This is a genomic window from Elusimicrobiota bacterium (genome assembly GCA_028718185.1).
In the GTDB taxonomy this organism is placed as follows: Bacteria; Elusimicrobiota; UBA8919; order UBA8919; family UBA8919; genus JAQUMH01.
The window spans coordinates 513,418-540,388 of sequence record JAQUMH010000001.1; the positions used below are offsets into that span (position 1 = coordinate 513,418).

The 26,971-nt window shown below is 35.4% G+C and carries 29 protein-coding genes and 1 tRNA gene; 5 read left to right on the forward strand and 25 right to left on the reverse strand.

All coding sequences use genetic code 11. The annotated features are described in order from the left end of the window. Positions 1 to 146 precede the first annotated feature (146 nt). Entirely contained in the window at positions 147 to 1,247 is a 1,101-nt protein-coding gene (locus tag PHE88_02535) for a zinc ribbon domain-containing protein (protein ID MDD5686695.1), read from the reverse strand. Between the two features lie 169 nt (positions 1,248 to 1,416). Between PHE88_02535 and PHE88_02540 the strand changes: the two genes are divergently transcribed. Beyond that, on the forward strand, positions 1,417 to 1,947 hold the full coding sequence (locus PHE88_02540) for an NUDIX hydrolase (GenBank protein ID MDD5686696.1): 531 nt from the start codon (positions 1,417 to 1,419) through the stop codon (positions 1,945 to 1,947). Here the strand turns inward: PHE88_02540 and PHE88_02545 are convergent. From PHE88_02545 to amrS, 9 genes are all read right to left on the reverse strand, one after another. Then, positions 1,928 to 2,380: an N-acetyltransferase gene (locus PHE88_02545; GenBank protein ID MDD5686697.1), complete on the reverse strand. Its 453-nt coding sequence runs from the start codon at positions 2,378 to 2,380 to the stop codon at positions 1,928 to 1,930. The two genes, PHE88_02540 and PHE88_02545, sit on opposite strands and share 20 nt — an antisense overlap. Further along, positions 2,377 to 2,892, reverse strand: coding sequence for a 2-oxoacid:acceptor oxidoreductase family protein (locus PHE88_02550; GenBank protein MDD5686698.1), 516 nt, complete (start codon positions 2,890 to 2,892; stop codon positions 2,377 to 2,379). The genes PHE88_02545 and PHE88_02550 overlap by 4 nt, the downstream gene beginning before the upstream one ends. Positions 2,893 to 3,006: 114 nt before the next feature. Then, on the reverse strand, positions 3,007 to 3,756 hold the full coding sequence (locus PHE88_02555) for a thiamine pyrophosphate-dependent enzyme (protein ID MDD5686699.1): 750 nt from the start codon (positions 3,754 to 3,756) through the stop codon (positions 3,007 to 3,009). Between the two features lie 85 nt (positions 3,757 to 3,841). Beyond that, positions 3,842 to 4,900, reverse strand: coding sequence for a 3-methyl-2-oxobutanoate dehydrogenase subunit VorB (locus tag PHE88_02560; GenBank protein MDD5686700.1), 1,059 nt, complete (start codon positions 4,898 to 4,900; stop codon positions 3,842 to 3,844). Beyond that, a complete protein-coding gene (locus tag PHE88_02565; GenBank protein MDD5686701.1) occupies positions 4,897 to 5,100 on the reverse strand; it encodes a 4Fe-4S binding protein in 204 nt (67 codons plus the stop codon). The genes PHE88_02560 and PHE88_02565 overlap by 4 nt, the downstream gene beginning before the upstream one ends. Before the next feature lie 39 nt (positions 5,101 to 5,139). Then, positions 5,140 to 6,639 (reverse strand): hypothetical protein, encoded by a 1,500-nt coding sequence (locus PHE88_02570; protein ID MDD5686702.1) that lies wholly within the window; start codon positions 6,637 to 6,639, stop codon positions 5,140 to 5,142. Between the two features lie 164 nt (positions 6,640 to 6,803). Further along, positions 6,804 to 7,301: a hypothetical protein gene (locus PHE88_02575; protein ID MDD5686703.1), complete on the reverse strand. Its 498-nt coding sequence runs from the start codon at positions 7,299 to 7,301 to the stop codon at positions 6,804 to 6,806. Then, positions 7,298 to 7,930: a sulfite exporter TauE/SafE family protein gene (locus PHE88_02580; protein ID MDD5686704.1), complete on the reverse strand. Its 633-nt coding sequence runs from the start codon at positions 7,928 to 7,930 to the stop codon at positions 7,298 to 7,300. The genes PHE88_02575 and PHE88_02580 overlap by 4 nt, the downstream gene beginning before the upstream one ends. Then, positions 7,921 to 9,030 (reverse strand): AmmeMemoRadiSam system radical SAM enzyme, encoded by a 1,110-nt coding sequence (amrS, locus tag PHE88_02585; GenBank protein MDD5686705.1) that lies wholly within the window; start codon positions 9,028 to 9,030, stop codon positions 7,921 to 7,923. The genes PHE88_02580 and amrS overlap by 10 nt, the downstream gene beginning before the upstream one ends. 315 nt (positions 9,031 to 9,345) lie before the next feature. On the opposite strand from amrS, the gene PHE88_02590 reads away from it, so the two are divergent. Continuing rightward, positions 9,346 to 9,431 (forward strand) — tRNA-Leu (locus PHE88_02590). A 162-nt stretch (positions 9,432 to 9,593) separates the two neighbouring features. On the opposite strand, the gene PHE88_02595 is transcribed toward PHE88_02590, so the two are convergent. From PHE88_02595 to PHE88_02605, 3 genes are read right to left on the reverse strand one after another with little or no spacing between them, the layout of a single operon-like run. Next, positions 9,594 to 10,289 carry a polysaccharide deacetylase family protein gene (locus PHE88_02595; GenBank protein MDD5686706.1) on the reverse strand — a complete coding sequence of 232 codons (696 nt, stop codon included), beginning with the start codon at positions 10,287 to 10,289 and terminating at the stop codon, positions 9,594 to 9,596. Next, positions 10,282 to 11,922 carry a hypothetical protein gene (locus tag PHE88_02600; GenBank protein MDD5686707.1) on the reverse strand — a complete coding sequence of 547 codons (1,641 nt, stop codon included), beginning with the start codon at positions 11,920 to 11,922 and terminating at the stop codon, positions 10,282 to 10,284. The genes PHE88_02595 and PHE88_02600 overlap by 8 nt, the downstream gene beginning before the upstream one ends. Beyond that, positions 11,915 to 12,625 carry an ABC transporter ATP-binding protein gene (locus PHE88_02605; protein MDD5686708.1) on the reverse strand — a complete coding sequence of 237 codons (711 nt, stop codon included), beginning with the start codon at positions 12,623 to 12,625 and terminating at the stop codon, positions 11,915 to 11,917. Before PHE88_02605 ends, PHE88_02600 begins: the two co-directional genes overlap by 8 nt. A gap of 150 nt (positions 12,626 to 12,775) precedes the next feature. Between PHE88_02605 and PHE88_02610 the strand changes: the two genes are divergently transcribed. Continuing rightward, entirely contained in the window at positions 12,776 to 14,467 is a 1,692-nt protein-coding gene (locus PHE88_02610) for a carbon starvation CstA family protein (protein MDD5686709.1), read from the forward strand. A gap of 78 nt (positions 14,468 to 14,545) precedes the next feature. Here the strand turns inward: PHE88_02610 and murJ are convergent, their stop codons facing one another. The 3 genes from murJ to PHE88_02625 form a co-directional block, all read right to left on the reverse strand. Then, positions 14,546 to 16,072, reverse strand: coding sequence for a murein biosynthesis integral membrane protein MurJ (gene murJ / locus PHE88_02615; protein ID MDD5686710.1), 1,527 nt, complete (start codon positions 16,070 to 16,072; stop codon positions 14,546 to 14,548). A gap of 65 nt (positions 16,073 to 16,137) precedes the next feature. Beyond that, complete coding sequence (locus PHE88_02620) at positions 16,138 to 17,415, reverse strand: Gfo/Idh/MocA family oxidoreductase (GenBank protein ID MDD5686711.1); 1,278 nt, start codon at positions 17,413 to 17,415, stop codon at positions 16,138 to 16,140. A gap of 4 nt (positions 17,416 to 17,419) precedes the next feature. After that, positions 17,420 to 18,790 (reverse strand): aspartate aminotransferase family protein, encoded by a 1,371-nt coding sequence (locus PHE88_02625; protein MDD5686712.1) that lies wholly within the window; start codon positions 18,788 to 18,790, stop codon positions 17,420 to 17,422. Between the two features lie 237 nt (positions 18,791 to 19,027). Between PHE88_02625 and PHE88_02630 the strand changes: the two genes are divergently transcribed. Next, positions 19,028 to 19,717: a DUF933 domain-containing protein gene (locus PHE88_02630; GenBank protein MDD5686713.1), complete on the forward strand. Its 690-nt coding sequence runs from the start codon at positions 19,028 to 19,030 to the stop codon at positions 19,715 to 19,717. Between the two features lie 258 nt (positions 19,718 to 19,975). Further along, entirely contained in the window at positions 19,976 to 20,371 is a 396-nt protein-coding gene (locus PHE88_02635; GenBank protein ID MDD5686714.1) for a YbgC/FadM family acyl-CoA thioesterase, read from the forward strand. A 10-nt stretch (positions 20,372 to 20,381) separates the two neighbouring features. Here PHE88_02635 and PHE88_02640 read toward each other — a convergent pair whose 3' ends face one another. The 9 genes from PHE88_02640 to PHE88_02680 form a co-directional block, all read right to left on the reverse strand. After that, positions 20,382 to 20,591, reverse strand: a complete 210-nt coding sequence (locus PHE88_02640) for a nitroreductase family protein (GenBank protein ID MDD5686715.1) — start codon at positions 20,589 to 20,591, stop codon at positions 20,382 to 20,384. Between the two features lies 1 nt (position 20,592). Continuing rightward, on the reverse strand, positions 20,593 to 21,024 hold the full coding sequence (locus PHE88_02645) for a nitroreductase family protein (protein MDD5686716.1): 432 nt from the start codon (positions 21,022 to 21,024) through the stop codon (positions 20,593 to 20,595). Positions 21,025 to 21,108: 84 nt separating this feature from the next. Next, positions 21,109 to 21,888, reverse strand: coding sequence for a YdcF family protein (locus PHE88_02650; GenBank protein MDD5686717.1), 780 nt, complete (start codon positions 21,886 to 21,888; stop codon positions 21,109 to 21,111). Positions 21,889 to 21,952: 64 nt separating this feature from the next. Then, positions 21,953 to 22,996 carry a Gfo/Idh/MocA family oxidoreductase gene (locus tag PHE88_02655; GenBank protein ID MDD5686718.1) on the reverse strand — a complete coding sequence of 348 codons (1,044 nt, stop codon included), beginning with the start codon at positions 22,994 to 22,996 and terminating at the stop codon, positions 21,953 to 21,955. A gap of 89 nt (positions 22,997 to 23,085) precedes the next feature. Further along, positions 23,086 to 23,937 (reverse strand): sugar phosphate isomerase/epimerase, encoded by an 852-nt coding sequence (locus PHE88_02660; protein MDD5686719.1) that lies wholly within the window; start codon positions 23,935 to 23,937, stop codon positions 23,086 to 23,088. Positions 23,938 to 24,136: 199 nt separating this feature from the next. After that, positions 24,137 to 24,481, reverse strand: coding sequence for a hypothetical protein (locus PHE88_02665; protein MDD5686720.1), 345 nt, complete (start codon positions 24,479 to 24,481; stop codon positions 24,137 to 24,139). A gap of 181 nt (positions 24,482 to 24,662) precedes the next feature. Beyond that, positions 24,663 to 25,073, reverse strand: coding sequence for a response regulator (locus PHE88_02670; GenBank protein ID MDD5686721.1), 411 nt, complete (start codon positions 25,071 to 25,073; stop codon positions 24,663 to 24,665). A 2-nt stretch (positions 25,074 to 25,075) separates the two neighbouring features. Beyond that, positions 25,076 to 25,465, reverse strand: a complete 390-nt coding sequence (locus tag PHE88_02675; protein ID MDD5686722.1) for a response regulator — start codon at positions 25,463 to 25,465, stop codon at positions 25,076 to 25,078. Positions 25,466 to 25,469: 4 nt separating this feature from the next. After that, on the reverse strand, positions 25,470 to 26,921 hold the full coding sequence (locus PHE88_02680; GenBank protein ID MDD5686723.1) for an ATP-binding protein: 1,452 nt from the start codon (positions 26,919 to 26,921) through the stop codon (positions 25,470 to 25,472). Positions 26,922 to 26,971: the final 50 nt, after the last annotated feature.

Here is a 26,971-nt window from a genome sequence, read left to right on the forward strand (position 1 = left end):
ACTTTATATTCTACTAAATTTATTTCTTTTGTCAATGTCAAGAATTTTTGGCGGGTTTTCTAATAAGGAAAGTTCCTATTCTTGCTTAAGCCGGTTAGATTTTTGGTGAAAATACTTATTACAGCTTCTGCTAACTATAAATATATTTATTCAACATAGTACACATATTTCGATTCACTTTCATCGCCTACTATAAGATATTCTTTTTTAGTTTGAGTATCAACATATTTTGAAATCTCTCTAATTCCTTCCAACAATTCGTAATAAATAAGTTTACCGGAAGGCTCAATAATACACAAATAAGTGCACTGCAACGGCAATTTGAAAATAACTATCATTGCATAATAATTTCTCTCATCTTCCCCTAATTTTATTTCGCATTCCTTTATATCATTTATAAACGATATTTCACCAAAATTGCGTTTAAATATTACCCTGTTTACAATATTGTTATATCTTGACAGATAAACATTCTTTTTCTTATCTCGATTAAATTCCAGTATAATACTATTCTCTATCAAATAAATATTGCTTTTTTTATCATACCCGAACATTAACCTTTTTTCATTCCAGAAAGTCTCTTTTAAAAATTTAACTGTGGTAAGATTATCTACATAATAATGGCTTTGATGGTCATTATTTGGTATTTCTATTTCATAATTTTTATATTTTTCATTTGTTAAAATACCATTATTAATATTCAGATATGTAGTTCCAGCCCCGATATTATTGAACATGTATTTTACCATATTATAATCCCTTTTTATTATTGAACTATTTGAAATAAATACTTTTGATTTAATGTTACTGTTATATTTTTTTGCAGAAAATAAACCATATATTCTGCCACCTATTATAGAAAACGTTAAAAAAACAATACTAATATAAAGTGCTTTCCAAAACCTTATTCCCTTTGTTTTAAATATCAGTTTATAAAAATATCCCGGAACTAATCCAATCGTGCCGAAAAGAACGCTATAAAGGATATTTATAATAGGTGCTTTTGGTAGGGTTAAAGTTGAATGTATATTATAGAAATAAATAAAAACAAATGAACTCACAAAAAATATTAAGCATGATAAGATATAAATATTTATTTCCTTATCAATCCATCTTAATAAATGTTTATTATTTGTCTGAGTGTCTACTTCCTTTAAATGCCAACCGCAATTTTCACAATAAACTGCGTCGCTGGTATTTTCGGTTCCGCATTTTCGGCAAATCATGTTAATTTTTTCAGAATCCATATAAAATTTACAATAAGGTGCACCAAAAACTCTTTCTTAGCAGAGCTACCGCTCTGCGGCTACTTATTTCAGGACTACAGCAAAGCTTATTCAAGGTGACCATAAAGAAAGTTTTATTATACATAAATTTATGGTAAAAATACAAAAAAATTGCTACAATAAGACCATTATGAAAGAAACAACATTAAGAGAGAAGCAAATCTATAGCGGAAAGATACTTAATCTTTTTGTTGATGATATAATTCTTCCTAACGGCAAGAAAGCGACACGGGAATATATCCGGCAGCCGGATGCAGTCGCAATTATACCGTTTGTTGATAAGAAAAACATTGTTCTTGTAAGACAATACCGCTATCCTGTTCAAAAAATAACTTATGAAATTCCTGCCGGGAAAATATCGGAAAACGAAAACCAGATTGACTGTGTGAAAAGAGAACTTGGAGAAGAAACCGGTTTTACTTCAAATAATATTAAAAAACTTGTTTCCTTTTATCCGTCAACTGCATTTTCTACGGAAATACTCCACATATTCGTTGCTAAAAATCTTAAGAAAACCAAATTGTCACCGGATGAAGACGAATTTATAGAACCGGAAATTGTTGATTATTATAAAGCGTTAGATTGGATAAAAAAAGGTAAAATCAAAGACGCGAAAACTCTTGTAGGATTACTCTACTACTTCATGAAAGTTCTTTCATAACAGGTACTTCATTGCAATCCGGGAAAAGATGACACTTAATGCATTCAAACCATATCTTTTGAGGTAGAACTTCTTTTGATACAACCTTGAATCCAAGTTTCTGAAAAAATCCCGGTTTAAAGGTTAGCGCAAAGACCTTTTTTATGCCTAGCTGTTTGGCAGTTGATATGCATTTTTTTGTGAGCATTTTTCCGTAGCCCTTCCCTTTATAATTTGGTGAAACCGCAAGTGCCTTTATTTCCGCCAAATCTTCCCATGTTATAAAAAGTTCGCAGCAACCGATAACTTTTTTATTAACTGCAAAAACGTAAAAATTCTGTAATTCTTCATAAATCTGACTTATTGATCTCGGAAGCATCTCGCCGTTTTTAGCATAAAAATTAATAAGTTTTTGAATTTCCTTTGCATCTGAAATAATAGCTTTTCTCATCATAATTCTAATCCTCTCATAAACGCAGCTAAGTTAATATCCATCAATTTTTTTCTGTCTTTAAAAATTTCCTTTATGACAGCCGTAATTGTATTTGACGGGAACATTTTTGTTTTTGAAATAAATTTACCCAGCATAACCATATTTGCCGTACGAATGTCCCCTGCTTTAGACGCTATTTCAGTAGCAGGAACTGCAATAACACCTGACGGGACTACCTCCAAACAAGATGAATTAACAAAAAAAAGTCCGCCTTTTTTAATTTTTGACGAAAACTTTTTCATAGACGGTTCATTCATAATAATCATAATTGAAGGGCTGCTGATAACCGGTGAACCGATTTCGTCATCAGATATTACAACAGAACAATTAGCTGTGCCGCCCCTTATTTCAGCACCGTATGCAGGGAAAAAAGTCGTATATTTATCCTGCGATACCGCAGCATTACATATCAGGTTACCTAAAAACATTATACCCTGACCACCGGAACCAGCAATGATTATTTCTTCGTACATCTATTCGCTCCGAGAACACGAATAACACATCACGAATGCTATCGCGAATGTTCACGAATAATGCCAATTAAATTTGATTATTACAAATTCGTGATTTTTTCGTGATTTTTGCCTCTATTCGTGTTCCTTTATTTGTGATTTAACTACTCCAAGTGGAAATGTTTTTGAAAGGACTTCATCCACCCACTTTACCGATTCTACAGGTGTCATCTGCCAATCGGTAGGACATTGAGATAAAACTTCAACAAGCGAAAACCCGCGATTGTTTAGCTGGTTTTCAAATGCTTTTTTGATTGCTTTTTTTGCTTTTAAAACATTTTTTGGATTTGAAACTGAAACCCGTTCAAGATAACAGGCACCGTCTAATGAAGATAAAAGTTCACAAACCCTTATCGGATGCCCCTCTCTTTTTGCATCTCTGCCGAAAGGTGTCGTTGCTGTCTTCTGCCCCAGAATAGTAGTCGGTGCCATTTGACCGCCTGTCATACCGTATGTAGCGTTATTTACGAAAATTGTCGTAATATTTTCACCGCGGTTGGCGGCATGAATAATTTCTGCTGTTCCAATTGCCGCAAGATCGCCGTCACCCTGGTATGTAAAAACAACCTTGTCAGGAAGACATCTTTTTATACCGGTAGCAACTGCGGGCGGACGGCCGTGAGAAGCTTCAGTTACATCAAAGTTCCAATAGTAATAAGCAAAAACAGCACAACCTACCGGTGCGATACCGATAGTTTTTTCCCTTATATCAAGTTCGTCAATAACTTCTGCAACCAAACGGTGAATTATACCATGCCCGCAACCGGGGCAATAACTGTGCTTTATTTCTTTTAAACTATAACATCTACCAAAAATCTTATTCATAATCAAACTTATCCGATAGAAACTTTATAATTTTCCCCTCATCTTTCATCTTCTCCCCTATGGGGAGAAGAAAGAGTTGAGGGGTTCATAATATATCTTTTACTTTTTGGATTATTTCTTCTTCGTTAAATATGCCGCCACCCGGTTTCCCCAAAAACTCAACCGGACAGGCGCCATTGACCGATAATCTTACATCCTCAACCATCTGCCCGAGATTCATCTCAACAACAAGAAACTTTTTTACTTTTTTGGAAATATCCGAAATTATCTTTTCCGGAAAAGGCCAAAGTGTTACAGGTCTTACTAACCCCACTTTAACGTTCTGCTGCCTTAACTTTTTCACAGCTGATTTACAAATTCTTGCCGAAATACCGAACGCAACAATAGCTATCTCTGCATCATCCACAAGTTCAGTTTCGCACCTGGTTTCGTTTTTCTTTATTTCATCATATTTTTCTTTCAGGTGCCAATTGTGTTTTTCAAGCCCGCCTTCTTCCATAATGAGCGAGCGGATTAATCTCGGTTCCCTTCCTTTGCACCCGCCAAGAGCCCAATCCTTCTTAATCTCTAATCTCTTATCTCTAATATCTGTATTTATTTCCACCGGTTCCATCATTTGCCCTACAATACCATCGCTGAGTATCAACGCCGGATTTCTATATTTATCCGCTAAATCAAACGCCAAATATGTTAAATCGTACATCTCCTTAACCGAATACGGGGCGAGTACTATAAGCCGGTAATCACCATGACCGCCGCCTTTTGTTGATTGGAAATAATCCCCCTGGCTACCGGAAATATTACCTAACCCGGGACCGCCCCTTTGGACATTTACAATTACACAGGGTAGCTCAGCTCCGCAAAGATATGAAATGCCCTCCTGTTTCAGTGAAATCCCCGGCGAAGAAGAAGATGTCATTGCCCGTTTCCCGCAAGCAGCTGCACCAAAAACCATATTTATTGCCGCTAATTCCGATTCTGACTGTATAAAAACCCGCTTTAATTCCACCATCTTCTTTGACATATAAGCAGGTATCTCGTTCTGCGGAGTTATCGGGTACCCGAAATAGGCATCACAACCGGCAGCAATTGCACCTTCACATACAGCAATATTTCCTTTCATTAAAATTTTATTGGATTTCACTTAAATACCTCAATTGCCACGTCAGGACATACTAAAAAACAAAATCCGCATGACTTGCATTTATCATTGTCAGTAAATTCAACACATTTCTGACCGGATTTATTTATCTTTCCGGAAGACTTTATGCATTTACCCGGGCATACCGAAATACATAACTGACAGCCCTTACATTTTTCAATATCAATATTAACCTTTTGCATTGTATTAATTATACAAAATACATTTTTTTTGTCAAATACTCAAAAGAAAATCAGAAATAAAATAAAAAGTGCTGCCAAAAAACAGGTATTTATAATTCCGAACATCGGTATCAAAATTAAACTTGCTGAAACTGAACCAAACATTGAACCAAGTAGATCTAATCCATAAAATTTTCCGACCTTTTCTCCGTGCATATCTGCCTGACCGACAGGTAGATTACTATCATTATTAACCACAATTGAAAAAATTAATCCCGTAAATAAACCGGCCGACAAAATTAAAACATAAAATATCGGCTCCACAAACTGCTTGTGATATAACATTTTGAATAAAAATGGAAGCATCAGAGAAAAAAACAGCATTGAAAAAAGGATTATTCTGACAATTGAAAACTTCTCTCTTTTTGTTAAAAACTTATTTGATAAATAACTGCCTGTTCCTATTCCCAGAAGACATAGCGATAGAAGAATTCCTATTTTATAATAAACATACCCGTAAATTGATTGAAAAGCAAAAATAATTAAAAGTTCTAAAACCATTGAAAAACAGCTAACAATAGTAATAACCGTTTCAAAATAATATTTTTTCAACTTAACAAAAAATATCAAAAAAACAACATAAATTAAAGAAACGCAAAAGTATATGAACCCAAAAGGAGGAGTAAATAATTTCCCAGGCAGCTTTTTACCAAAATACGAAATCCAGTAATTTAAACCGTAAAAATAACAAATCGGATAAAAATCGTAATTGCACAGAACATCGTTCCGTTTTTCATTTATCCAATTAACTACCCTGTCAGTTCTATCATCCCTTAAAATATAACGGACATAATACGGATACAGGTATTTAGTTTTAATTTTCCCCCTTTCTAATTTTTTTATAAAAGTAACCGGGTTTATATCCCGCTTGCGGGACGAACAAATAAAATAGTTATAAGATGCCGGCATAACATAACAATATGGGAAAACACTGTTTATTGTTTTATAAACTGAAGCGTTTAAATATTTTAACTCATCCGACATATAATTTTCTGATGACAAAAACGATATTATTACAATCCCGTCTTCTGAAAGAATATTTTTAATTTCACTGAAAAACTCAACTGTAAAATACCTGTTTGAAAGTCCGGTTACCGGAGGCGGAACATCCAGAATAATACAATCGTATTTCTCTTTTGTTCTTTTAATAAAAAACCTGCCGTCTTCACGGACACTCACTATACGGGAATCATTTAAAACATCTCTTATTGTTTTGCCAGAATACTTTTTTGATAATTCATAAAAAACAGGGTTTGGTTCTACATAAACAACTTTTTTGACATTATGTTTTAATATCTCAGGCAGCTTATTCATACTGCCGCCGATAACTAATACATTTTCAGGTTTATTTAGTAAAAGTAGCGGAATATGGACGATTTCCTCATTTTTAGAAAGTGGTTCAGTTGAAGTAATTTTATTAGAGTTCTCATAAAAGTCGTATTCTTCATCATTTTTTAAAACTGTTACTTTCCCGTAAAATGAGTCCTTAGATTCAACCACGTTAAAGGGCCGCCATTGATATGATGTTGAATATTTTTCAATTGCCTGGGACTTAAACAGGCATAATAGAAATAACAACAAGAAAATAAAATATTTTTTTGAAGAAAAAACAACGAGAAATAAAAAACATAAAAATGATAAAAACAAACTTACTTGTATAGAATTTACTTTATTAAAAAAATACTTGTGGCTAAACCGCCGACAACTGAACCGGTTGTTTCATATGTATAAGATTTACCCGCTGTATTATAGTATTTTTCTTTTTTTGAATAAATCTCCGTTGCCAGGACAAACCAGCATCCGAACAATAACCCGATAACAAAAACAGCTATAAATGAAAAAGCAAACGTCGGAATTATGCCGATCATTTCAACAAGTGTCCTTTGGAAAAAATATCCTGCAAACCTGATAGAAAAAATCTCTAAGGGCATAATAATACCTGTTAAAAGAATTAAAATATCTGAAAAACACGGTAGATTCTTGATTCGATAACTAAATCTTCCTGCAATATAGGAACCAAAGGCAACAACCAGCATCCAGCTGGCAAGAAAAATCCCTATCGTAAGTTCGTTTTCAGAAAACAGTACTAATACTTCTCTTACAAGTATAATTTGAAAACCGAGAGAAACAAACCCTAATAAAAATATACATATAATAATCATAAGAGTAATTTTATTCCTAAATAAACAAGGATAACATTTGCAATAATTTTAAAAATTAAAGATATTTTCTGTGATTTAACAAGAACTTTATTAAGCAAACCCGCAAATAATCCTAAAAATATAAGCGGCGAAAAAAAAGTCCCTATTCCGAATACAAAACCATAAAAGGAACCATAAAATATATTTTTCGATTTGCAGACAATATATGTAAGAATACCGATAAGCGGGGCACAAGGCGAAAGCCCGACCAGAAGCCCGACAGCAAAAACACTTATGTTTGTTTTACTATCACTGATTCTGCTTAAAATATTGCAGAATTTAAAATTATCTTTCCCAAGATTATAAACAGGCAAAATAAGAAGTATTAATATACCTGCTACACGCTTAAAAATATTTCCCTGAATACCAAGCGTATTTATAAAATATACCGACACCAGTCCCAAAATACTGTAAGCAATTATACGGCCCAGTGAGAAAATAACAGTAACCCTTAGTCCTTCCTTCTGATTAAAACCATTTGCAAAAATATATGATGATATTATCGGGGCACAAAATAAAAAACAGGGACCGAAACCCAATCCAATCCCTGCAACAAATAACTCGAAAATAACAGTTTTATCTATTCCCATACGCCGTTTATTTTCTGACCGCAAAACCTGCACTTGCCCTTAGAAACGTTGTTTTCAACAACTTCAAATCCCAGCCGTTTAATAAGAAGTTTTTTACAATTCGGGCAATAAGTATTTTCCCCTTCATTTCCGGGCGGGACATTACCTACATAAACATACTTCAACCCTTCGCTCATAGCTATTTTTCTTAAATTTTCTACGGTAGAAACAGGCGTGGAAGGATAATTCATCATTTTATAATCAGGATGGAATCTTGTGAAGTGAAGCGGGACTTCCGTACCGACATTCTGTACAAGCCACTTACTCATATTTTTGACTTCTTCCGGGTTATCGTTCAGTGTAGGAACAACAAGATAAACAATCTCCAAATGCACACCGGATTTTTTTATTGTTTTTATGGTTTCCAAAACCGGCCCTAATTTAGCTCCGACAACATCTTCATAATATTTTTCATTGAACGATTTTAAGTCAATTTTATAGGCATCAACATACTTTAAAAGTTTCTTTAATGGTTCGGGATTAATAAAACCGCATGATACAACAACATTTTTCAGTCCTTCTTTTTTTGCAATCGAGGATATTTCAATCATATACTCGTAAAAAATGGTCGGTTCCACGTATGTATATGCAATAACTTTTGCTTTTGATTTTTTGGCAGCTTTTACAATATCTTCCGGCGGAATATAAAACGCATCACTTTCTTCCGGTGTAATTTTGGAAATTTGCCAGTTCTGGCAGAATTTACAGCCAACGTTACAACCGGCAGTAGCAATTGAAAACGCCTGCTCACCGGGCAGGAAATGAAAGAACGGTTTTTTCTCTATGGGGTCGATATTGATTGAACAGGGACGGGCGTATGTACGCGTGTATAACTTACCGTCTATATTTTCTCTTGTCCTGCAAAAACCTCTTTGATTCGGCGATATCATACATCGCCAGGGACATAAGCCGCATCTTACAAAATCGTTTGGAAGTTTCTCCCAAAATTGCGCTTCTTTTGGCGGGACATTAACATCTTTGTACTTTTTAAATAAATCATCAGCATTCAAAAATGATAAAAATATTAAAATAATTATAAAAATACTAAATTTTAATTTCATTTTATGTTCGGGTGGGCAAGCCCGCCCCTACGCGGACAAGGCAAGGGTGGGTATAATACCTAAGACATACCACCTTTGTGCATCTTCTCATTTTGAAATAGTACGGTTTTAGAAAATCAAGTTTTTGAACGATTTAGAAACATTTAGGCTAATAAACCGTTAAAAAATTTCAATGTTTGAACGAACGTAGTGAGTGAGTTTTGAAATTTTAGGTTTATAAGCCGTTAATAATGTTTCGTTTAGTGAAAAAACTCGATTTTCAGAATAACTAGCTTACTTGACATTTTAGCTTTTTTGTGTATAATTTTCAACATCGCCGGAGTGGCGAAACTGGCAGACGCAGCAGACTCAAAATCTGCCGACTCTAAGGAGTCGTGTGGGTTCAACTCCCTCCTCCGGCATATAAGTTAAGCAAAGCTTCGCTTTGCAGCTACAAACCAATTGATATTGTAGCCACAGAGCGTTAGCTCTGCTAAACATTGAAATTCCTATACATCAAGTCAGGCATGCCGAGGGTCTAGCGACAACTACAAAAACTGAAATTACTATACAATAAAATAAATTTACTTACTGATTCCTAAAATTACTCTCAAGGGCACTATTTTGTAGCCCTTTTTCTTTATCCCTTCTATTATTTCAGGTAGCGCTTCTGCGGTAAGTTTCTTATCGTGGAACAAGAAGATAGCACCCGATTCCACACTTCTCAAGTATTTTTTCACCAAATCATCTTTAGTATTTTGCTGCCAATCACAGCCAAATGTCCAGTTGACAACTATATAATTTTTATCTTTTGCAACTTTTTTTACCATTGGTGAAATAAACCCGTTTGGCATTCTCATGAAAAGCGGTCTTACACCTGTTGCGTTTTTTATCAGCACTTCATTATCATCTAATTCCTGCCTGAGTATTTTTTCTATCTCGTCAAGCCCCATCTTCTCTTTTAACTGATAATAATTCCGGTGCGAGTATGTATGGTTGCCTATTTCATGTCCCAACTCTATATATTTTTTCATATATTCCGGGTGTAGTTTTACGTTCATACCTACAACAAAAAAAGTCGCTTTAACATCCTCCTTTTTAAGTGTTTCAAATATTTTGTCCAGCGCTTCGGGTCTTGGTCCGTCATCAAATGTCAAGGCAACCCATTTCTCACTTCTTATCCCGTCAGCATAAAATCTTCCGTAATCAAGCTTATCCTCAACTTTTTTACTACCACAACCCGTAAAAAGCAAAATCAAAACCATCAATATTCTAAACATCAAGTACCTCCAGGTTTCTCTTTCCGAAATACATCGGAAGAAAAACAGCAATTAAATTAAGTATGAACAAAGATATTATTACAATAACAACTGTTCCCGAATACGCAATATTTTTATTATGAAGCCTTGCTAAAAACCAAAGCCGTACCGGGATTGCTTCAAGGGAAATTACTAAAGCTATATAAAAAAGCGAAAATATCATATATATCATCCCGCCCGAGGAACTTTCAATTTGAGAAATACTTTCAACTTTTAATTTCGGGAACATCGCCCCGAAACCGACTGCCATACCGGTCAAAGAAATCGAAATAAAAATAATTGTTATGAAAGAAAGATAATTCATAAACCTTCCGCCTGCAAGCAGATAATTAGATATGCCAATGAGCAACCCGCCCAAGAAAACAAGCGGGATAAACGCCATAAGTACTTTTTCCCATAAAAAATCCCATATTTTTATCGGTGCCGATTTAATTATCCAAAAACTTTCGCCTTCAAGCGAAACCAGAGGAAAGATAAACCTTAAAGAAACAGACGCAAGTACGAAACCGGCGAAACATATATTCAAAAATGAAATGAGCGATTTAAGAAAAAATGTATCCAACGGAAGCTTATAGATGTTGAAAAGATAAACAACGATTAAGGTAAAAAGCAGTAGTAACTGGGACCATTGACCCGTATCCCTGAAAAATATTTTTATATCTTTTACAAAAACTGAAAAAATTCCTTTGTTCTTTATATTTAACTTCGGCAAAAACCTGTAGCTTGACGATTCCTGGGTGGTACTCCAGGCAGAATAATATGAATTTTTAGACAAGTAAATTGCTAAAAATACTAAAGCAGAAGATACGCTTAGAAGCAAAAAAACATATAACGAAAAATTACCCCATTGCTTTGAAATATACATGAACATTGCCGAAGTAAACCACCACGAAGGTAAATATTTAGCAGTCGGCACCTGTATAACCGTTATATACTGGACAACTTCATTCAGCTTATCTGCTTTTAAAAAATCTTCAGGCTGTATAAATCTTGCAAATAGATAGGCAGCGCCGATAAATACAACTCCCAAAATTATAAAAATATCTCTTATCTTCTGTGAAGGAAACAACCGTATAAAAACCGTGCTTACTACTGTCCCGATTGCCGAGGCGATAAGAAAAAACGGAATCAGTAGCGGTAAAACCACAATGTAAAAACTATTATCCACAAATTTTATTCTTCCATACGCAAATATAAACGGCAAAAAAACTAAAAGAACCATCCATGACGAATAAAAAGTAGTTTTAATAAACTTGTAAGTAAATATTTGTCTTGAAGAAACCGGCAATGACATAAGAAAATTCAAATCATTTGAAAAAAATATAGTTGAAAAAGAGATTATCAGATTTGAAAAAATAAGCATTGCGAAAAAGGTGAGCATCATCATAGACATGAGTTTTATAATAAGCAACCCGCCTATAAACTCTATAGTGTTCAAGTATATAAGTACCCTGAAAAACCCCTGGTACAAAAGCCACAGGAATATAAAACCTATAATTAAAAGAAATGAGGTTTTAAATGAATCAGCCCAGGAAACAAATTTTATCCTGTTAGAGAAAATTCTTTTTTCAAGTTTAAATAAATTTTTAACCATTTTCAGTAAGTTTGAAAAAAACATCTTCTAAATTTGATTCTGAAACTGCATGTTTTTTCAATTCTTCAAGTGTTCCGAGAGCTATGATATTGCCTTTATCAATTATAGCAAGACGTGTGCAAAGTTTTTCGGCAATCTCAAGTATATGCGTTGACAGAAATACGGTAGTTCCTTTTTTTGATTCTTCCAGATAAATGTTCTTTACGAGACGCGCTGACTTCGGGTCTAGTCCCACTAGCGGTTCATCAAGTAAAATTACTTTCGGCGACCTTATAAGAATACTCGCCAAAACTAATTTCTGCTGCATACCATGCGAATAAGATTCGATAATTTCATCGGAATGGTTTTTAAGGTCAAATAATCCCAGCAACTCGTCAATCCTGTCACAACCGACGTTATAAATCCCGCATATAAATTCAAGAAATTCTCGGCCCGTTAGTTTCTGGTAAATGAAAGGCGTGTCAGGCAGAAGACCTGTAATCTTTTTTGATTCAATAGGATTTTTCTGGACATCGTAATCACCGACAATTATACTACCCGATGTAGGTCTAAGAAGCCCCGCTATCAGTTTTATGGTTGTAGTTTTACCCGCCCCGTTTGGTCCCAAAACACCGAATATTTCCCCGGGTTTTATTTCCAAACTGATATTATTAATAGCTATTTTATCTTTGAATTTTTTGGTAAGATTAGTTATTTTTATCACGGCAAAATTATACTACTTTAGAAAAGGAATGTCAAACCCAATCAATAAAAGGGTTATATAGTAAATATATTTCTCTGAATATATTTTTCTTGATTTTTTTGTTGCATTTTGTTATTATTTTATAAAATTGTACTTTTTAAGGAGGTTGTAATGATTGCGTTTGTTGTGATTGGGTCTGCACTTATACTGCTGGCAGGTTATATTTTTTATGGAAAATTCTTAATGAAAAGATTTATGTTAGATGCTTCTTGCAAAACTCCTGCTTGCGAGATAAACGACGGCGTTGACTATGTTCCGGCAAAACCTGTTTTGCTTCTGGGACAGCATTTTTCCGCTATCGCTGCTGCGGGTCCGATTGTCGGTCCTATTCTTGCTGCAATATTGTTCGGCTGGCTGCCGACATTACTATGGATATTATTAGGGTCAATATTTATCGGCGGTGTCCATGATTTTTCCAGTTTAGTCGCCTCATTAAGACATAAAGCTTCGTCTATAGGTGAGATAATTAAAGAAAATATGTCGGAAACTTCCCGTTTATTATTCTTAATTTTTGTCTGGTTCTGTCTTGTTTACGTAATAATCGCTTTTACCGATATTACAGCCCAGACATTCAAAACAGTTTCGGCAGGAGAAGCATACGGACCCGGAGTTGCCGCATCATCCATATTATATATATTTATAGGTATGCTGATGGGTATCTGTTTATATAAATTTAATCTTAAGGTCGGTTTAGCAACAATGATATTCCTGCCGATAGTTTTATTCATAATCTGGCTAGGTCCAAGACTGCCGCAGTCAATTCTTTATTACTTTACAGATGTACCTACCAAAAAATGGGACGTGTTTCTCCTTATATACTGTTTTATCGCTTCTATAATCCCCATGTGGTTACTGCTTCAGCCAAGAGGATATCTCGGAGGATGGTTATTATATCTTGTTATCGCTATAGGTTTAATCGGTGCTTTGTTTGGAGGTTTTCAAGTTCAATATCCTGCTATAAATACTTTGGGTTTGAAAAGTATTATTAACGGAAAATTAATTTTCCCTTTTCTTTTCATTACGGTAGCCTGCGGTGCATGTTCTGGTTTTCACGGGATTGTCAGTTCCGGTACTACATCAAAACAAATATCCAGTGAAACAGATGCAAAAATTGTCGGTTACGGAGCAATGCTTCTTGAGGCGCTGGTAGCAGTTCTGGCACTGGCAACAGTAATGATGTTACCTAAAGGTTCGGAAATGCTTAAAATGGACCCTAATCTGATATATGCTAACGGAATCGCCAACTATTTAGGTTTGGTCGGAGTAGGGTTCAGCGTAGCTTTCCCGTTTGCCCTGCTTGCATTTTCAACATTTGTTTATGACACGCTTGACGTCTGCACAAGGTTAGCAAGATATATTTTCCAGGAAATTTTTGGAATAACAAGTATTTTCGGTGGCATTGTAGCAACATTGCTTACTCTTACTGTTCCAATGATTTTCCTTCTACTGACACAAGAAAAAGGTTATCTTGTTGCATGGCCTATTTTCGGGACGAGCAACCAATTGCTGGCAAGTTTAATACTGCTTGCAATATCTGTCTGGATGATAAAAAACGGTAAGAAAGCCGTATTTGTAATAATACCGATGTTCTTTATGTTGATAACAGCACTGTTTGCTTTAATATTGCAGATTTTACCGTTTATAAACATTGTTTTGGGACGGACTGACTCTAAAACAGCAACACCCGATACTATAATATCAGGTGTTTGCGGGATAATACTGCTTATTCTGAGCCTGTGGCTGATTGTTGAATCTGTCAATGTTTTGTTCTTAAAGAAAAAAATTAGGGAAGTACATATATAGCACGCCAAGGGCGTGCAACTACAATTATATAAATTTGGCTATAAATTGTTTAGATAGTACAGCTGTCCGCTAAAAATCTTATAATCTCCTACTCTTCCGTAACTTTATAAATTCCTGCAATTGTTGTATTTCTTTTACTCTAAAAATAAAGCAGAAAATACCGTATGATAATATTCCCACAGAAATTACCAGAAACAAATTAAATGACTTGAAAAAATAAATCACAGCACCCATACAAATACTTGCTAAAAGAATATGCAGGAAAGATGAATTTATTTCTTTAGTATCAAACGGGTGGATTTTCTTTTTGAGTCTCGAGAACAGCACAAGAAAACTGATAATACCCGATACAGATGTAGCTAACGCTATTCCTCTCAGCTTCATCGGGTAAATGAGCAGAGAATTTAAAATTATATTCAGGATTAAAGTCAAAATAGCGTTTTTTGTAGGAGTTACCGTATCTTTCAAAGCAAAAAAACACGCCTGTAATATTCTTGACGCTCCGTAAGCGAACAAACCGATACTATAATAAAATAAAATATCTGCGGTCATATTAGAGGCATAGGCATCGAACTTCCCGCCTCTAAATATAGTGGTAATTATACGGTTAGCCAAAACCATAAAACCAACTGATGCCGGCAACATAACAAAATATGTCGCACGGATACCGAAAGAGAGCGTATGTTTCAGGTTATCATGATTATCCTCCAAGACCTGAGTGGAAAACGTCGGCAGTATAGCCTGCGACAGCGCGGTACTGAAAATACCCAGCGGGAAAAGAATCAGCCTGTAAGCAAAATATAATCCTGCAACCCCGCCCTCCCCTACTATGAAGAACAAAGACCCGAATATGGAATCTATAAAATTATTTAACTGGTAAACAGAAGAACTCAAAATCCTTGGCAACATCAGTTTACCTATTATATTTGCCGCCGGATGTTTAAAACTCCTGAACAAATGAAGCCGGAATCCTTTTTTATAAAGAATAGGTATTTGGATTAGAAGTTGAAGAATCCCTCCTACGAGAACTCCAAGCGATAAACCTTTAATACCTTCCCCAAAGATAAGAGCGAATATAATTATTGAAATATTCAAAAAACATGGACCAAAAGCCGGAATAGTAAAATGTTTCAGCGAATTAAGAATTGCCATGGCATATGCGGCAAGACCTATTAAAATAATATACGGAAATATTATCCGGTTTAATGTTATTGTGGTTTGCAGTTTAAAGGGGTCAGCGGTAAAACCCGGTGCAACTAACCGAACAATTATCGGGGAAAATATTATACCAAGAACCGTAATTGCTGTCAGAACCACAAGAAGCAGGTTCAAAACAACATTTGCCAATTCCCAGAACTCTTCTTTGGTATGTTTTGTGGTATACTCGCTAAACACGGGAACAATTGCAGCATTTGCCGCTCCCTCGCCGATAAAATCCCGGAACAGATTGGGTATTTTAAATGCAATAACAAAAGCCTGGGCATAAACATAAACCCCGAATAAACGCGCTATAATAATATCACGGATAAATCCCAGAATACGCGAAATCAATGTTGCAATACTTATAATTCCGGCTGATTTGGTAACAGTTTTGTTTGTTGACATATATATTTTGTTGACTTATGTCCTTTATCTTTTTTTTACACTTTTTTAGAAAATTTTCAAGTTATCTACTTTCGGGGTTCAATATGCGGGTTTTTGTCATAAATGATTTTTATGGTTTCACCATCGCCTAATATTGACATTCTGGCTGCTTCGACAACCAATTCATTTATATAACTGTTTGCAGGTGTGGCAATTATTCCTTTCTTATCAATTTCTTTAATTATCTCTTTTCTTTTATTCATTGCTTTATCTTCAGTCAAAGACGTAACTTCATTTTCAATTCTATTAATTGTATTTAACGTTGCTGCGACAGAATCAAAACCGTATCCTACCGGCTTATATCCGATACCTTCCCACGGAACCAATTTATAAAAATCAGGACTGACAAAATTGAAATGCGAACCCGCACAGCCTATACCTTCAAGATAACAATGGCTTACTCCCCTAAACTGGTCGTCATGCTTGACCAGACCGCTCTTTCCATTACCTTCAAAAAACATAGACAAGCATTGTTCGTTGCTGCCGGCAGCTTCATCCGGATAACCTAACCCGTCAGTTACAGACAATAAAGCGCCGTTCTCATACTTTACCCGCCCGTTAGCCCACATATAGCCTTCATTACCGTTAGGAAATTTACCTTTGATGCCGGATACTGAAACTTCAACCGGTTTAAGTCCTGTAATAAAATAGACAAGGTCTACATAATGACATCCTACATAAACAAAAGGGTCGGTGTTTTTTGTTGTAAACCAGTTTTGGAAATTAGAAGACCTGTAATAATATGGTTCTATCATTTTAGCTTCACCCATGACAAATTCTCCGAAATGACCTAATTCATAACTGCGTTTTGCCATAAGCGACCTGCGGTCGAACCGTTTATGATATTCTACACCTACAAATAGTCCTTTACTCAAAGCAAGTTTCTCTATTTCTAATGTTTGTTCGTATTTTAATACTAAAGGTTTAACGCAAAGTACATGCTGGTTGTTACGCAATGCTTCCATAACTACTTCATAGTGAAGCTGGTCGGGCATTGCAACTATAACTGCCTGATAAGGCATCATTTTAGATATCACTTCTTTGTATAAATCAGGCAAATTTTTAGCCGGTGATTCGGATAGTGACGGATTAGCGGTAAAATCCTGTCCTGGGAAAGCTTCTTTGATTTCTTTATTTTCTTTAAGTGCTTTAAGGGGTCCGTTATTCAAAGCACAAATGTTTATATCCCCAACTATCCCGGTCCTTTGTAAATGATAAACTGAAGGCAATATTAAATCGTTGGTAATCATACCCCCGCCAACTATAGTCACATCAACAGCTTTAAATGAATTAGAATTTTTCATAATTTTATTTCCCTAAAACCTCATCACACGCTTCTTCAAGAACTTTTATGCCTTCTATCAGCGCTTCTCTGTTTATTATAAGAGGCGGACATATTTTTATACATTCACCGTTTACTCCTACAGGTGAAAACATTAAAAGTCCTTTTTGAAAACATTTTTCATTGATTTTTGTAGCAGTATCGGGGTCCGGTTCTTTGGTACCTTTCTTAACTACCTGGATACCTCCGACAAGCCCTTTACCCTGAACACAACCAAGAACATGCGGATATTTTTCTCTTATCCTTCTAAGCTCAGGTATAAGTATTTCACCGAGTTTTTTTGATTTCTCAGCAAGTTTCTCTTTTTTAAGTATTTTAAGGTTTGCCAAAGACGCAGCAACCGGCAGCGGACTTGCTGAATGTGTTGAAGTCATAGACCCGGGTGAATAAAGTCCCAATATGTCTTTTCTGCCGATAACGGCAGAAATCGGTAATGAAGACGATATGCCCTTACCACAAACGATTAGGTCCGGTTTTATGTCATAATGTTCGAAAGTAAACATTTTGCCTGTCCTGCAAAACCCGGCCTGGACTTCATCACAAATCAACACGATATCATTGTCTTTACAAAACTTTGCTAAACGTTGCGCGTATTCATACGGCAGAAAATCCGGACCTACGCCCTGATACGATTCTACAAGAACACCGGCTATTTCGTCAGGTTTCACATTTTTTTCAATTAAAGTTTTTACAAAAAGCTCAAAAGAGATATCTTCATTTTTATAGCCGTCAGGAAACGGTACTTGTATAAAAGTTTTATCGCCGTCCACTATCCATTTTTTTGATTTTTCCATCCCGCCTGCAAGTTGCGAACCGAGCGTCCTGCCGTGAAAAGCGTTTTTAAATGACACTAGATATTTTCTTTTCGGCCCATATTTTTCAACAGCATACGTCTTCGCAAGTTTAATGGCGTTTTCAACAGCTTCGCTGCCGGTAGTCAATAAAAACACATGGTAATTTGAAGGATCCGGTGAAAGTTCCTGGAGCGCTTTAACTAATTCGGCTCTTTGTTCATGTACAAATACGTAAGTTGCAAGAAGTTTTTGATCTAAAATCTTCCGCACTGCTTTTATAATTTCTTTTCTTCCATGACCGGCATTGGTTATAAGCACACCCGAAGACCAGTCAATCCATTTATTTCCCCATTTGTCGTATACCTGAAATCCTTCGGCTTTATGCCATATCACAGGCGGCTGACCCATCATGGATTTAGGCTCGGACTCCATCAGGGATTTAAATATTTTCAGGGATTGCGGGACAGGAAGTTTGGTTTTTATACACCTGTATTTTGTTTTAATTTTAGGTACATCAACGGGTTCTAAATTATACTTTGCCATTTAAATCATCAACTCCTTTATGATATATTTTAACTTTTTAAACTGTGCGACTGTGTGCACTCTGTGCACCCCGTGAGCTGCGTACACGCAGCTCATATTTTACCTAACCAGAAATATTTGTCAAGAAAAATTGAGACTGTTCTCCTTACTATTCATCCCCGCAGGTATTATGGCAAAGGAGAATATTTTAATTGAAAAATAGTAAAAAATATATAAAATGTAAGTATAGGAGCATTTATGAAAATAGGTTTTACCGGTATTGATGTACCAGAAGGCAAAATAAAATACAATGACGAAATCTTAATCGCACTTGAGAAAAAATGTGAACCAAAAAAAGTATCTCCGTTTTTCGCCGAATTTATCCGTGATGAGTTCATACAAGTAGAAGCAATTGTCTTGCCCCGTGCTAAAATACTTGATTTGCTTATCCACGATATTGAGAAATTTGAATCGCGTTTACAAAACACTAATGATACCGCTGAAAAAGAATTCATCGGGAAATGCATATCTTATCTTGAAAAAGAAGTACCTTTATGCGAAGTAGAATTTAATGAAACTGAACAAAAATTTATTAATATGATGTCGCCGTTCAGCATGAAACCGGTAGTAGTCCTCGAAAACGAAACAGAAACTAATGAAATAATTAAAAAAACTCTTGAAAAATCAAATTTTATATTTTTCTATACTGCCGGTAAACAGGAAGTCCATGCCTGGCAGGTAAAAAAGGGTTCGGATATTGTTACCTGTGCCGGTAAAATTCACACTGACCTCGCACGAGGATTCATAAAAGCGGATATTGTAAGTTTTGAGGATTTCATGAAATGTCATAATATTAATGATGCAAGAAGCAAAGGATTGGTCAAATTAGTAGACAGGGATTATATTATAAAGGAAGCCGACATAATAGAAATAAGATTTAATGTGTGATTATTAAAAACCAACAATCTCTATACAAATTAGGCTTGCCAAGGGTCTGGCGACAACTACAAAACTATAATTAAATTGTAGTTTCACGCCCTCGGCGTGATAACATTGAAATTCTTATACATCAAGTTAATGCCGACTCCGCCACAAAACGTTGGCGGACAAGCAAGGTCGGCAACTACATCAACATTGTAGTGGCAGAGCTTGCTCTGCCTACATCTTTCAAATTCTTATACTATAAAATAGTTTAAAGGAGCAGTTATGTATAAACTTAGAATTTATTACGAAGATACGGATGCAGGTGAGGTTGTATATTATGCAAATTATTTAAAATATTTTGAAAGAGCGCGCACGGAATTATTCAGAGAAAACGGTATTGAACTACTGGAACTGATTAAACGCGGGGTTCATTTTGTGGTCAGTGAGGTGGAAGCAAAGTTTATTGTTTCGGCTGTACTCGGCGATATGCTTTCAATAGAAACAAAAATAAAAGAGATTGGCAAAGTATCGTTAACTATAGAATACATTATAAAGAGAGACTCGACTGTTCTTGTAACCGGTAAGACAAAGATGGGCTGTATAAACGATAATTTTAAATTAACTAAAATCCCGCCGGATGTTTTAGAAAAACTAAAAACAACAATGAATCACCCTTGATGACGATTTATTATTTCTTCGGATAACCTACCGTTTGTGAAAGTGTTACTTTCTGGTCTTTTCTCAATTTCATTGCTTTTTCAAGCGCAGGTTTATCTACAAAAGCCCGCACCACTGTAGTCAGACCTTCTGAAGCACAGTACAAATAAACATTCTGACTGATGAACGCCGTGTCTGCACCTGAATAAAAATCAATATCTGCAGGTCCGATTTTACTCATCTTAGCGCGGTCTGCAACATAAATAAGATTGAGAGGCGGCTTCCTTAACAAACGGTTGTTTCCCCGTTAAAGCACGAATATCTTCTGTTAAAACACTTTGTAATAAATTTTGTTTCGCATTATACAGATAAAGTCCTTCCGGTATCGCGACATAGACATCTATTTCCTGCATATTAATTGCAGACGGCGCAGTACGGCCGTTTGAATCCGGTCTATTTATACCAAATGCTGCCCAAAGCAGATTTGAAATTGTTTGTAATGATAATTTTTCGTTACTAAATTCCCTTCCGGATTGCCTCTTTTTTAACACCTGCATTAGAGGTTTCCCGATTTCCATCTGAGGCTTAGGAAGTTTTATTTCTTTCTCCGCCTGCCCGAAAACACAAACAGACATTAAAAACACAACGACTAACAAACCAAAAATCTTTTTCATGATTCCCCTGATATAATTAAAATTATATCTGTGTAATCTGCCGTTTAATCAGTGTAATCAGACATCCTTCTTTTTATAGGATGTCTATATCCAACCTAATATTTTATATGCTAATATACCGTAGTATTCATGTAATACTGTGGTGTTTATTACAAGCGCCCCCGAATCAGGTAAACACGTGTAGATTTTTAATTGAAAATCCTTGTCTGCATAATAATCAGTCGGCGCCGGGTAAACAGTGAATCCCTGTTTTTCAAATATAAGCACTGACCGTGGCATGTGATACGCGCTGGTAACAAGAATAATGGTTGGTTTAAGTTTGTATTTCTCCAATAGTTCCTTTACATTAACAGCATTGTCGTGTGTATTCTTGGATTTAGTATCCATCAATATTTTTGCTGAATTTATTCCAAAAAGTTCAGTCAGAAGAGAACAACTTATTTCCGCTTCTGAACCTGGAAATTCTTTTATAAATGTTATCTGCCCTCCTGTCGTAATGAGATATGGTGCGTAACCTTTTTTAAACAGTCGGGCGGCATGCATTATTCTATCTGCATTTTGGTTAGTTTCATAGTAAATACGCGGAGGCAGTTTTGGCATTTCAGAACCGCCTAAAAGTACAACTGCAGAAACTTTAGGGTAGGTATATGCCGGTGAATATTGACTTTCCAAACTCCGCATGAGTTTATGCGCTACTATAGGAGACGAAAAAAAGATAAAACCAAATATTGATAAAAAAAATGCTATATACCCCATTTTTCTTTTATTAAAAGCAAGCAGTATTAAAGCAAGCAGCCCGAATGTTGCTATAAACCCTGCCGGGTATAATGGAATAACAAAAAATTTTGAAATAATATGAATCATAAAATATGAAGCACTAACTGCAGGAGCAATAGATCTGAGCTCCTAGCATTAATCTGCGAATAGATTATAGTGGCAGCCTAATTTGTTTTTTTTCTTTTGCTGACTTATATATTGCAAGCACCAATTCCACAGCTTTTCTTCCCTCATAGCCGTCAACCATAGGGGTTTTATTGTTATTTATTGCGTCCACCATATCTTGTATCTGAATCATATGCCCCTCAGAGGTTATTGATTTTACCGGATCGGAAGCACCGCTTGAAGTTTTCTTTTTAGCTGCTTTAATTTGCTCGTCTTCTTCTATTTTATCTATAAATTCCCAAGCTTCAACATTAGTACCTACCAGCACGACACTACCTTTTTCCCCGTAAATTTCCAGCCTGTTATCAAAACCGGGGTAGACAGCAGTAGTTCCTTCTATAACCCCGAAAGCGTTATTTTTAAATTTAAGCAGTGCTACCGCTGTATCTTCAACTTTTATTTTTCTCAGCAGCGTACCTGCATAAGCCGTAACCTCATCAACAGGTCCCATCATCCATTGAAGAATATCAATTGTATGGATTGACTGGTTCATAAGCGCACCGCCGCCATCCATTTCCCATGTGCCGCGCCATTTTCCGGTATCATAATATTCCTGGGAACGGTACCACTTTATATAAGCATCTCCAATTACAATTTTCCCAAACCTGTCTTTTTCAATCGCTTCCTTAAGTTTCCTGACGCCGAAACTAAACCTGGACGGGAAAATAACACATAGTTTAACCTTATTATCATTTGCAGCTTTTATTATTTTATCGCATTTTTCCAAAGTAATTTCAAGTGGTTTTTCAACTATCAGATGCTTGCCGGCTTTTGCTGCAGCCAAAGCGGATTCTATATGTAATCCGCTGGGTGTACAGATATTAACCACATCAATATCTTTTCTTTCAAGCATCTTATTATAATCCAGATATCCTTCAACATTATATTTTTTTGCCAGCTCTTTGACTCTTGGTTCAACAACATCTGAAATAGCTACAAGTTTTGCTCCTTTTATTTGTGTTATTGCATCCATATGGAATGGACCTATATTCCCGCAGCCGATTACCCCGAACCCAAGAACTTTGCTCATTTTCAACAACCTCCATAAAAAATAGAATTAAGAATTAAGATTTAAGAACTAAGAACTTTGAACTATGAACTACTAACTATTCATTAGAATTAATCCCACTTTGATTTTAAAACAGTTTTAAAATATTCAATATCTCTTCTTGCAGCTGAGAAATGGTCCCCTAAAGCAGGGAATTCCAGACAATAAACACCCTTATATCCTATTTTTTTTAATAAATTCACAAACTGGAAATTATCAATCATACCCTCAGCAAGAGTAGTACAGTAAAGATCGTTTGCTACCACAATAACATTTTTCATGTGAGCATAAAAAATCCTGTCTTTTAATTTTTCGATGGCATTTTCGAGTGAACCCCCGTATTTATGTACCATAATATTCCCGTAATCTATATTTACCCCGACATTATCTGTTTTCATCATCCCGAAGAGTTTATTGATAGAATCAGGTAAATCATGTATGAAACAGTTATGACTTTCCAATGCTAATTTTATACCTTTGCTTTTTACTGCCATTCCGACAGCATCAAGATGAGTCGCAGCCCATTTATAATGGTTCTCTGTCGCCATTGCAGAACCGTTAACTTCAAATTTCCGGTATTCCGCGCAAGTTAATGTACCTGTCATGGCATTAAACGTCTTCGTGCCGAATTCTTTTTCCGCCCAGAGAAAAAAAGCTATCGCTTGCTCCTCCTCGCTTTTCCTTACAGATTCATTTTCGTTCATAAACTCCATGGGACAGCCGAAAGTTATTTCTATTTTTGGGTATTTATCCCTTAACCTGCAGACTTCTTCTTTGTATGCTTCATCTGCCAACCCGGCAGATTTGCCATACCTTCTTAATTCAACCCCGTTATAACCGTTCATCTTTGCAAGTTTAAAAAGATTTTCCAGTTCACCATTTCTTTCCCAATAGTTAATATGTAAATAAATTTTTTCCTTCATTATAATTTTCTTCCTTATAAATTTTATGATATGCTATTTAAAGTTATAGAGTTATTGGGTTATAGGTTCATAGGGTTTTAACTCTAAAACCCTATGAACTCTACGAACTCTATAACTCTTCCTTTTCGACTTCGAATACCTTTCTTAATCTTTTAATCTTTCAATCTATGTTTCCAGTCAAATATCTTCAAAACACATTCTATTTTTTAACAGGCTGTTGGAGTTCTTTTTTTACAGACATGTCTTTCTTCATCATCGGGCGGACTTTATTCATATCTTTTCCCGGTATGCAGCTACTTTCTTTTTCAATGCCGGCGGCATTATCGCAAGGCATCATTGGACAACGATTCTTACAACAAACAAATATTCCGGCCGATATGCATATCGCGACTGCAATCCATAATAATACCGCGATTATCCTGCCGTACATTTTTAATCCTTTGCTTTCTGTTTTTCCTACAGCAAACAAAACAAAAAAACTTGCCACCAGCATCATCACTGACGGAACAATACACAAAAATCCTGCAAACCTGGAAAAACCCATGATACCCTCCCATTTAAATATTGTGGTTCGACAAGCTCACTATTAGATTATACAGATCTTCTTGACGGCAGGTAGATTAGAATCCAAAATTTTATCTATGTAATCTATTTCAAAATCTGTGTAACCAGTGCCTGTTGAGTACTTTCTCAACAGGCACATTATACAAATTTTTCCAACTATTTCAAGGTATTTGCACTGACACTTTATGACAACTTTTTGCCTTCTTAAAATAAGTATTTACCAAGTCAATTAATTCCTTAATTTCAAACGGTTTTTCAATCCAAGCAACAAATTTAGCTGACTTGGTTTTATCAAATAACTTTTTTGTATCAGACCGGCCAGTAATAACGATAACCGGAATTTTAGCAGTTTCTTCCTCATCGTTGAGTTCTAAATCTAATGTATACCCGTCAATTTTGGGCATCATTACATCAAGGATAAGCAAGTCCGGTTTCTCCTCATTAATTTTCCTAAGCGCTACCTCACCGTTATTACAAGTGATAACTTCATAATCTGCCGCTGTTAAATTGGTTCTTACCAACTCGAGAATATTCGGGTCGTCATCAGCAACCAATATCTTTTTTTTAATCATGGCTAATCCCTCCTTTTTAATTTTTTATTTTTGAACAACTCTTCTATTCTATTTATGAGTATTTCTATTTCTATCGGCTTGGGAAGAAACGCGTCAATACACAATAACTTCGCTCTTTCTTTTGTATTCCGCTGGTCGGATGCAGATACAATAACTATAATAATGTCTTTATAAGTATCGTCTCCTTTAATTTTTTCACATATCTCCCAGCCGCTTATCTTTGGCAATCTTAAATCAACTATTATGAGATCGGGTTTGAATGAATTGATTTTTCTCAGTCCTTCTTCACCGTCAATAGCATTATCCACATTATACCCGCAAGCGACAAGGTTGACTTTTAGCAACATGGTAATATTTGGTTCATCTTCAATTATTAATATTTTTTCTTGCATAAATTTAATCCTTTATGGGCAAAGTAAATATAAAACAACTTCCGGAAAAACCGGGATTATCTTCAACCCATATTTTCCCGCCATGCATTTCAACAATTGACTTTGCAATTGACAATCCAAGCCCCGTGCCCCGCTCCTTTCTCGATACGTCGTCATCCACACGATAAAATTTCTCAAATATAATTTTCTTTTTATCATCAGCTATTCCAGGTCCGTGGTCTATTATAGCTATCCTGACTTCATTGGAAGACTTACCGGCAGTAAGTTTTATAACTGAATCCCTGGGTGAATATTTTAATGCATTCCCGATTATATTTTGAAAAACTTGTCTAATCCTGTCACTATCTAAATATATTTCCGGCAGATCCTTTTCAATTTCCACATCAATACCAACTCCATAAGTTTTAGTGTCAATTGACCTTACGGTTCTCCTGATAACCCCTTCTATGCTTATTTTTTTTAAATTTAACTCTAATCTACCTTCTTCAATCTTCGATATATCGAGAAAATCAGAAATCAACCTGCCAAGCCGGCGAGCTTCTATTCCTATAATATTAACATATTCGTCTTTATCTTTTTCAGAGAGTTTCAGATTTTTATTCAAAACAGTATCAGCAAAACCCAAAATTGAAGTAAGCGGCGTCCTCAGATCGTGGGAAACAATTTCAACAAATTCGGATTTTTTTTCATTTATCTCCTTTAACCGGGTATTTGCTTCCACTAAGCCGATAGTTGCTTCTTTGACTTTTCTCTCAAGGTCTTCATAAAAACTTTCCAATTCGCCCGCCATAACGTTGAACTGTAAAGATATTTTACCGATTTCATCTTCATTTCTAACCGGTATTCTGCAGCAAAATTCCTTGTTTGCAATACGTACCGAACCTTCATAGAGTAACTTTATCGGTTTAAGAAAATAATTTAAACTTACAAAATTTAAAATAATTATTATTATACCTGCAGTCACCCACACAATAATACCTATCATCAGATTTTTATGTACTGCATTTTTTAAACTCTGCACCGGAAAACCTATAATAACAGAACCTATTTTCCTGCCGTCATCTCCTTTTATTTCTTTATATACATCATAAACATTATCAACCATATTAAAAATATTCTCTGTTTCAAATTTAATCTTATTTTTATTAAAATTACCTGCTGTTGCAATAAGCTTATCCTGATTACTAAAGAAAGCTACATACTCTATTTCAGGCTCTTTTACAATTAAATCCCTATATCTCTCTACTCTTACCAGATGATCTAATTTTATTTCATCAGAAATACTATCAGCAATAACATTAGCAATTATCTGGGTTCTAAAAGCCATGCTTTCTTTAAAAGTTGTTTCAAAATGTTTTGACCTTAAATATAAACTACAAGATATAACAACGACATTAATTATACAAGTAACTAAAATCAATTTAGACTTAAATGACATTTTATTAAAAATAGACATCTTAAATTCTCCTCTTACTTTACGCTAACAACAAACTCCTTCTTTACCTG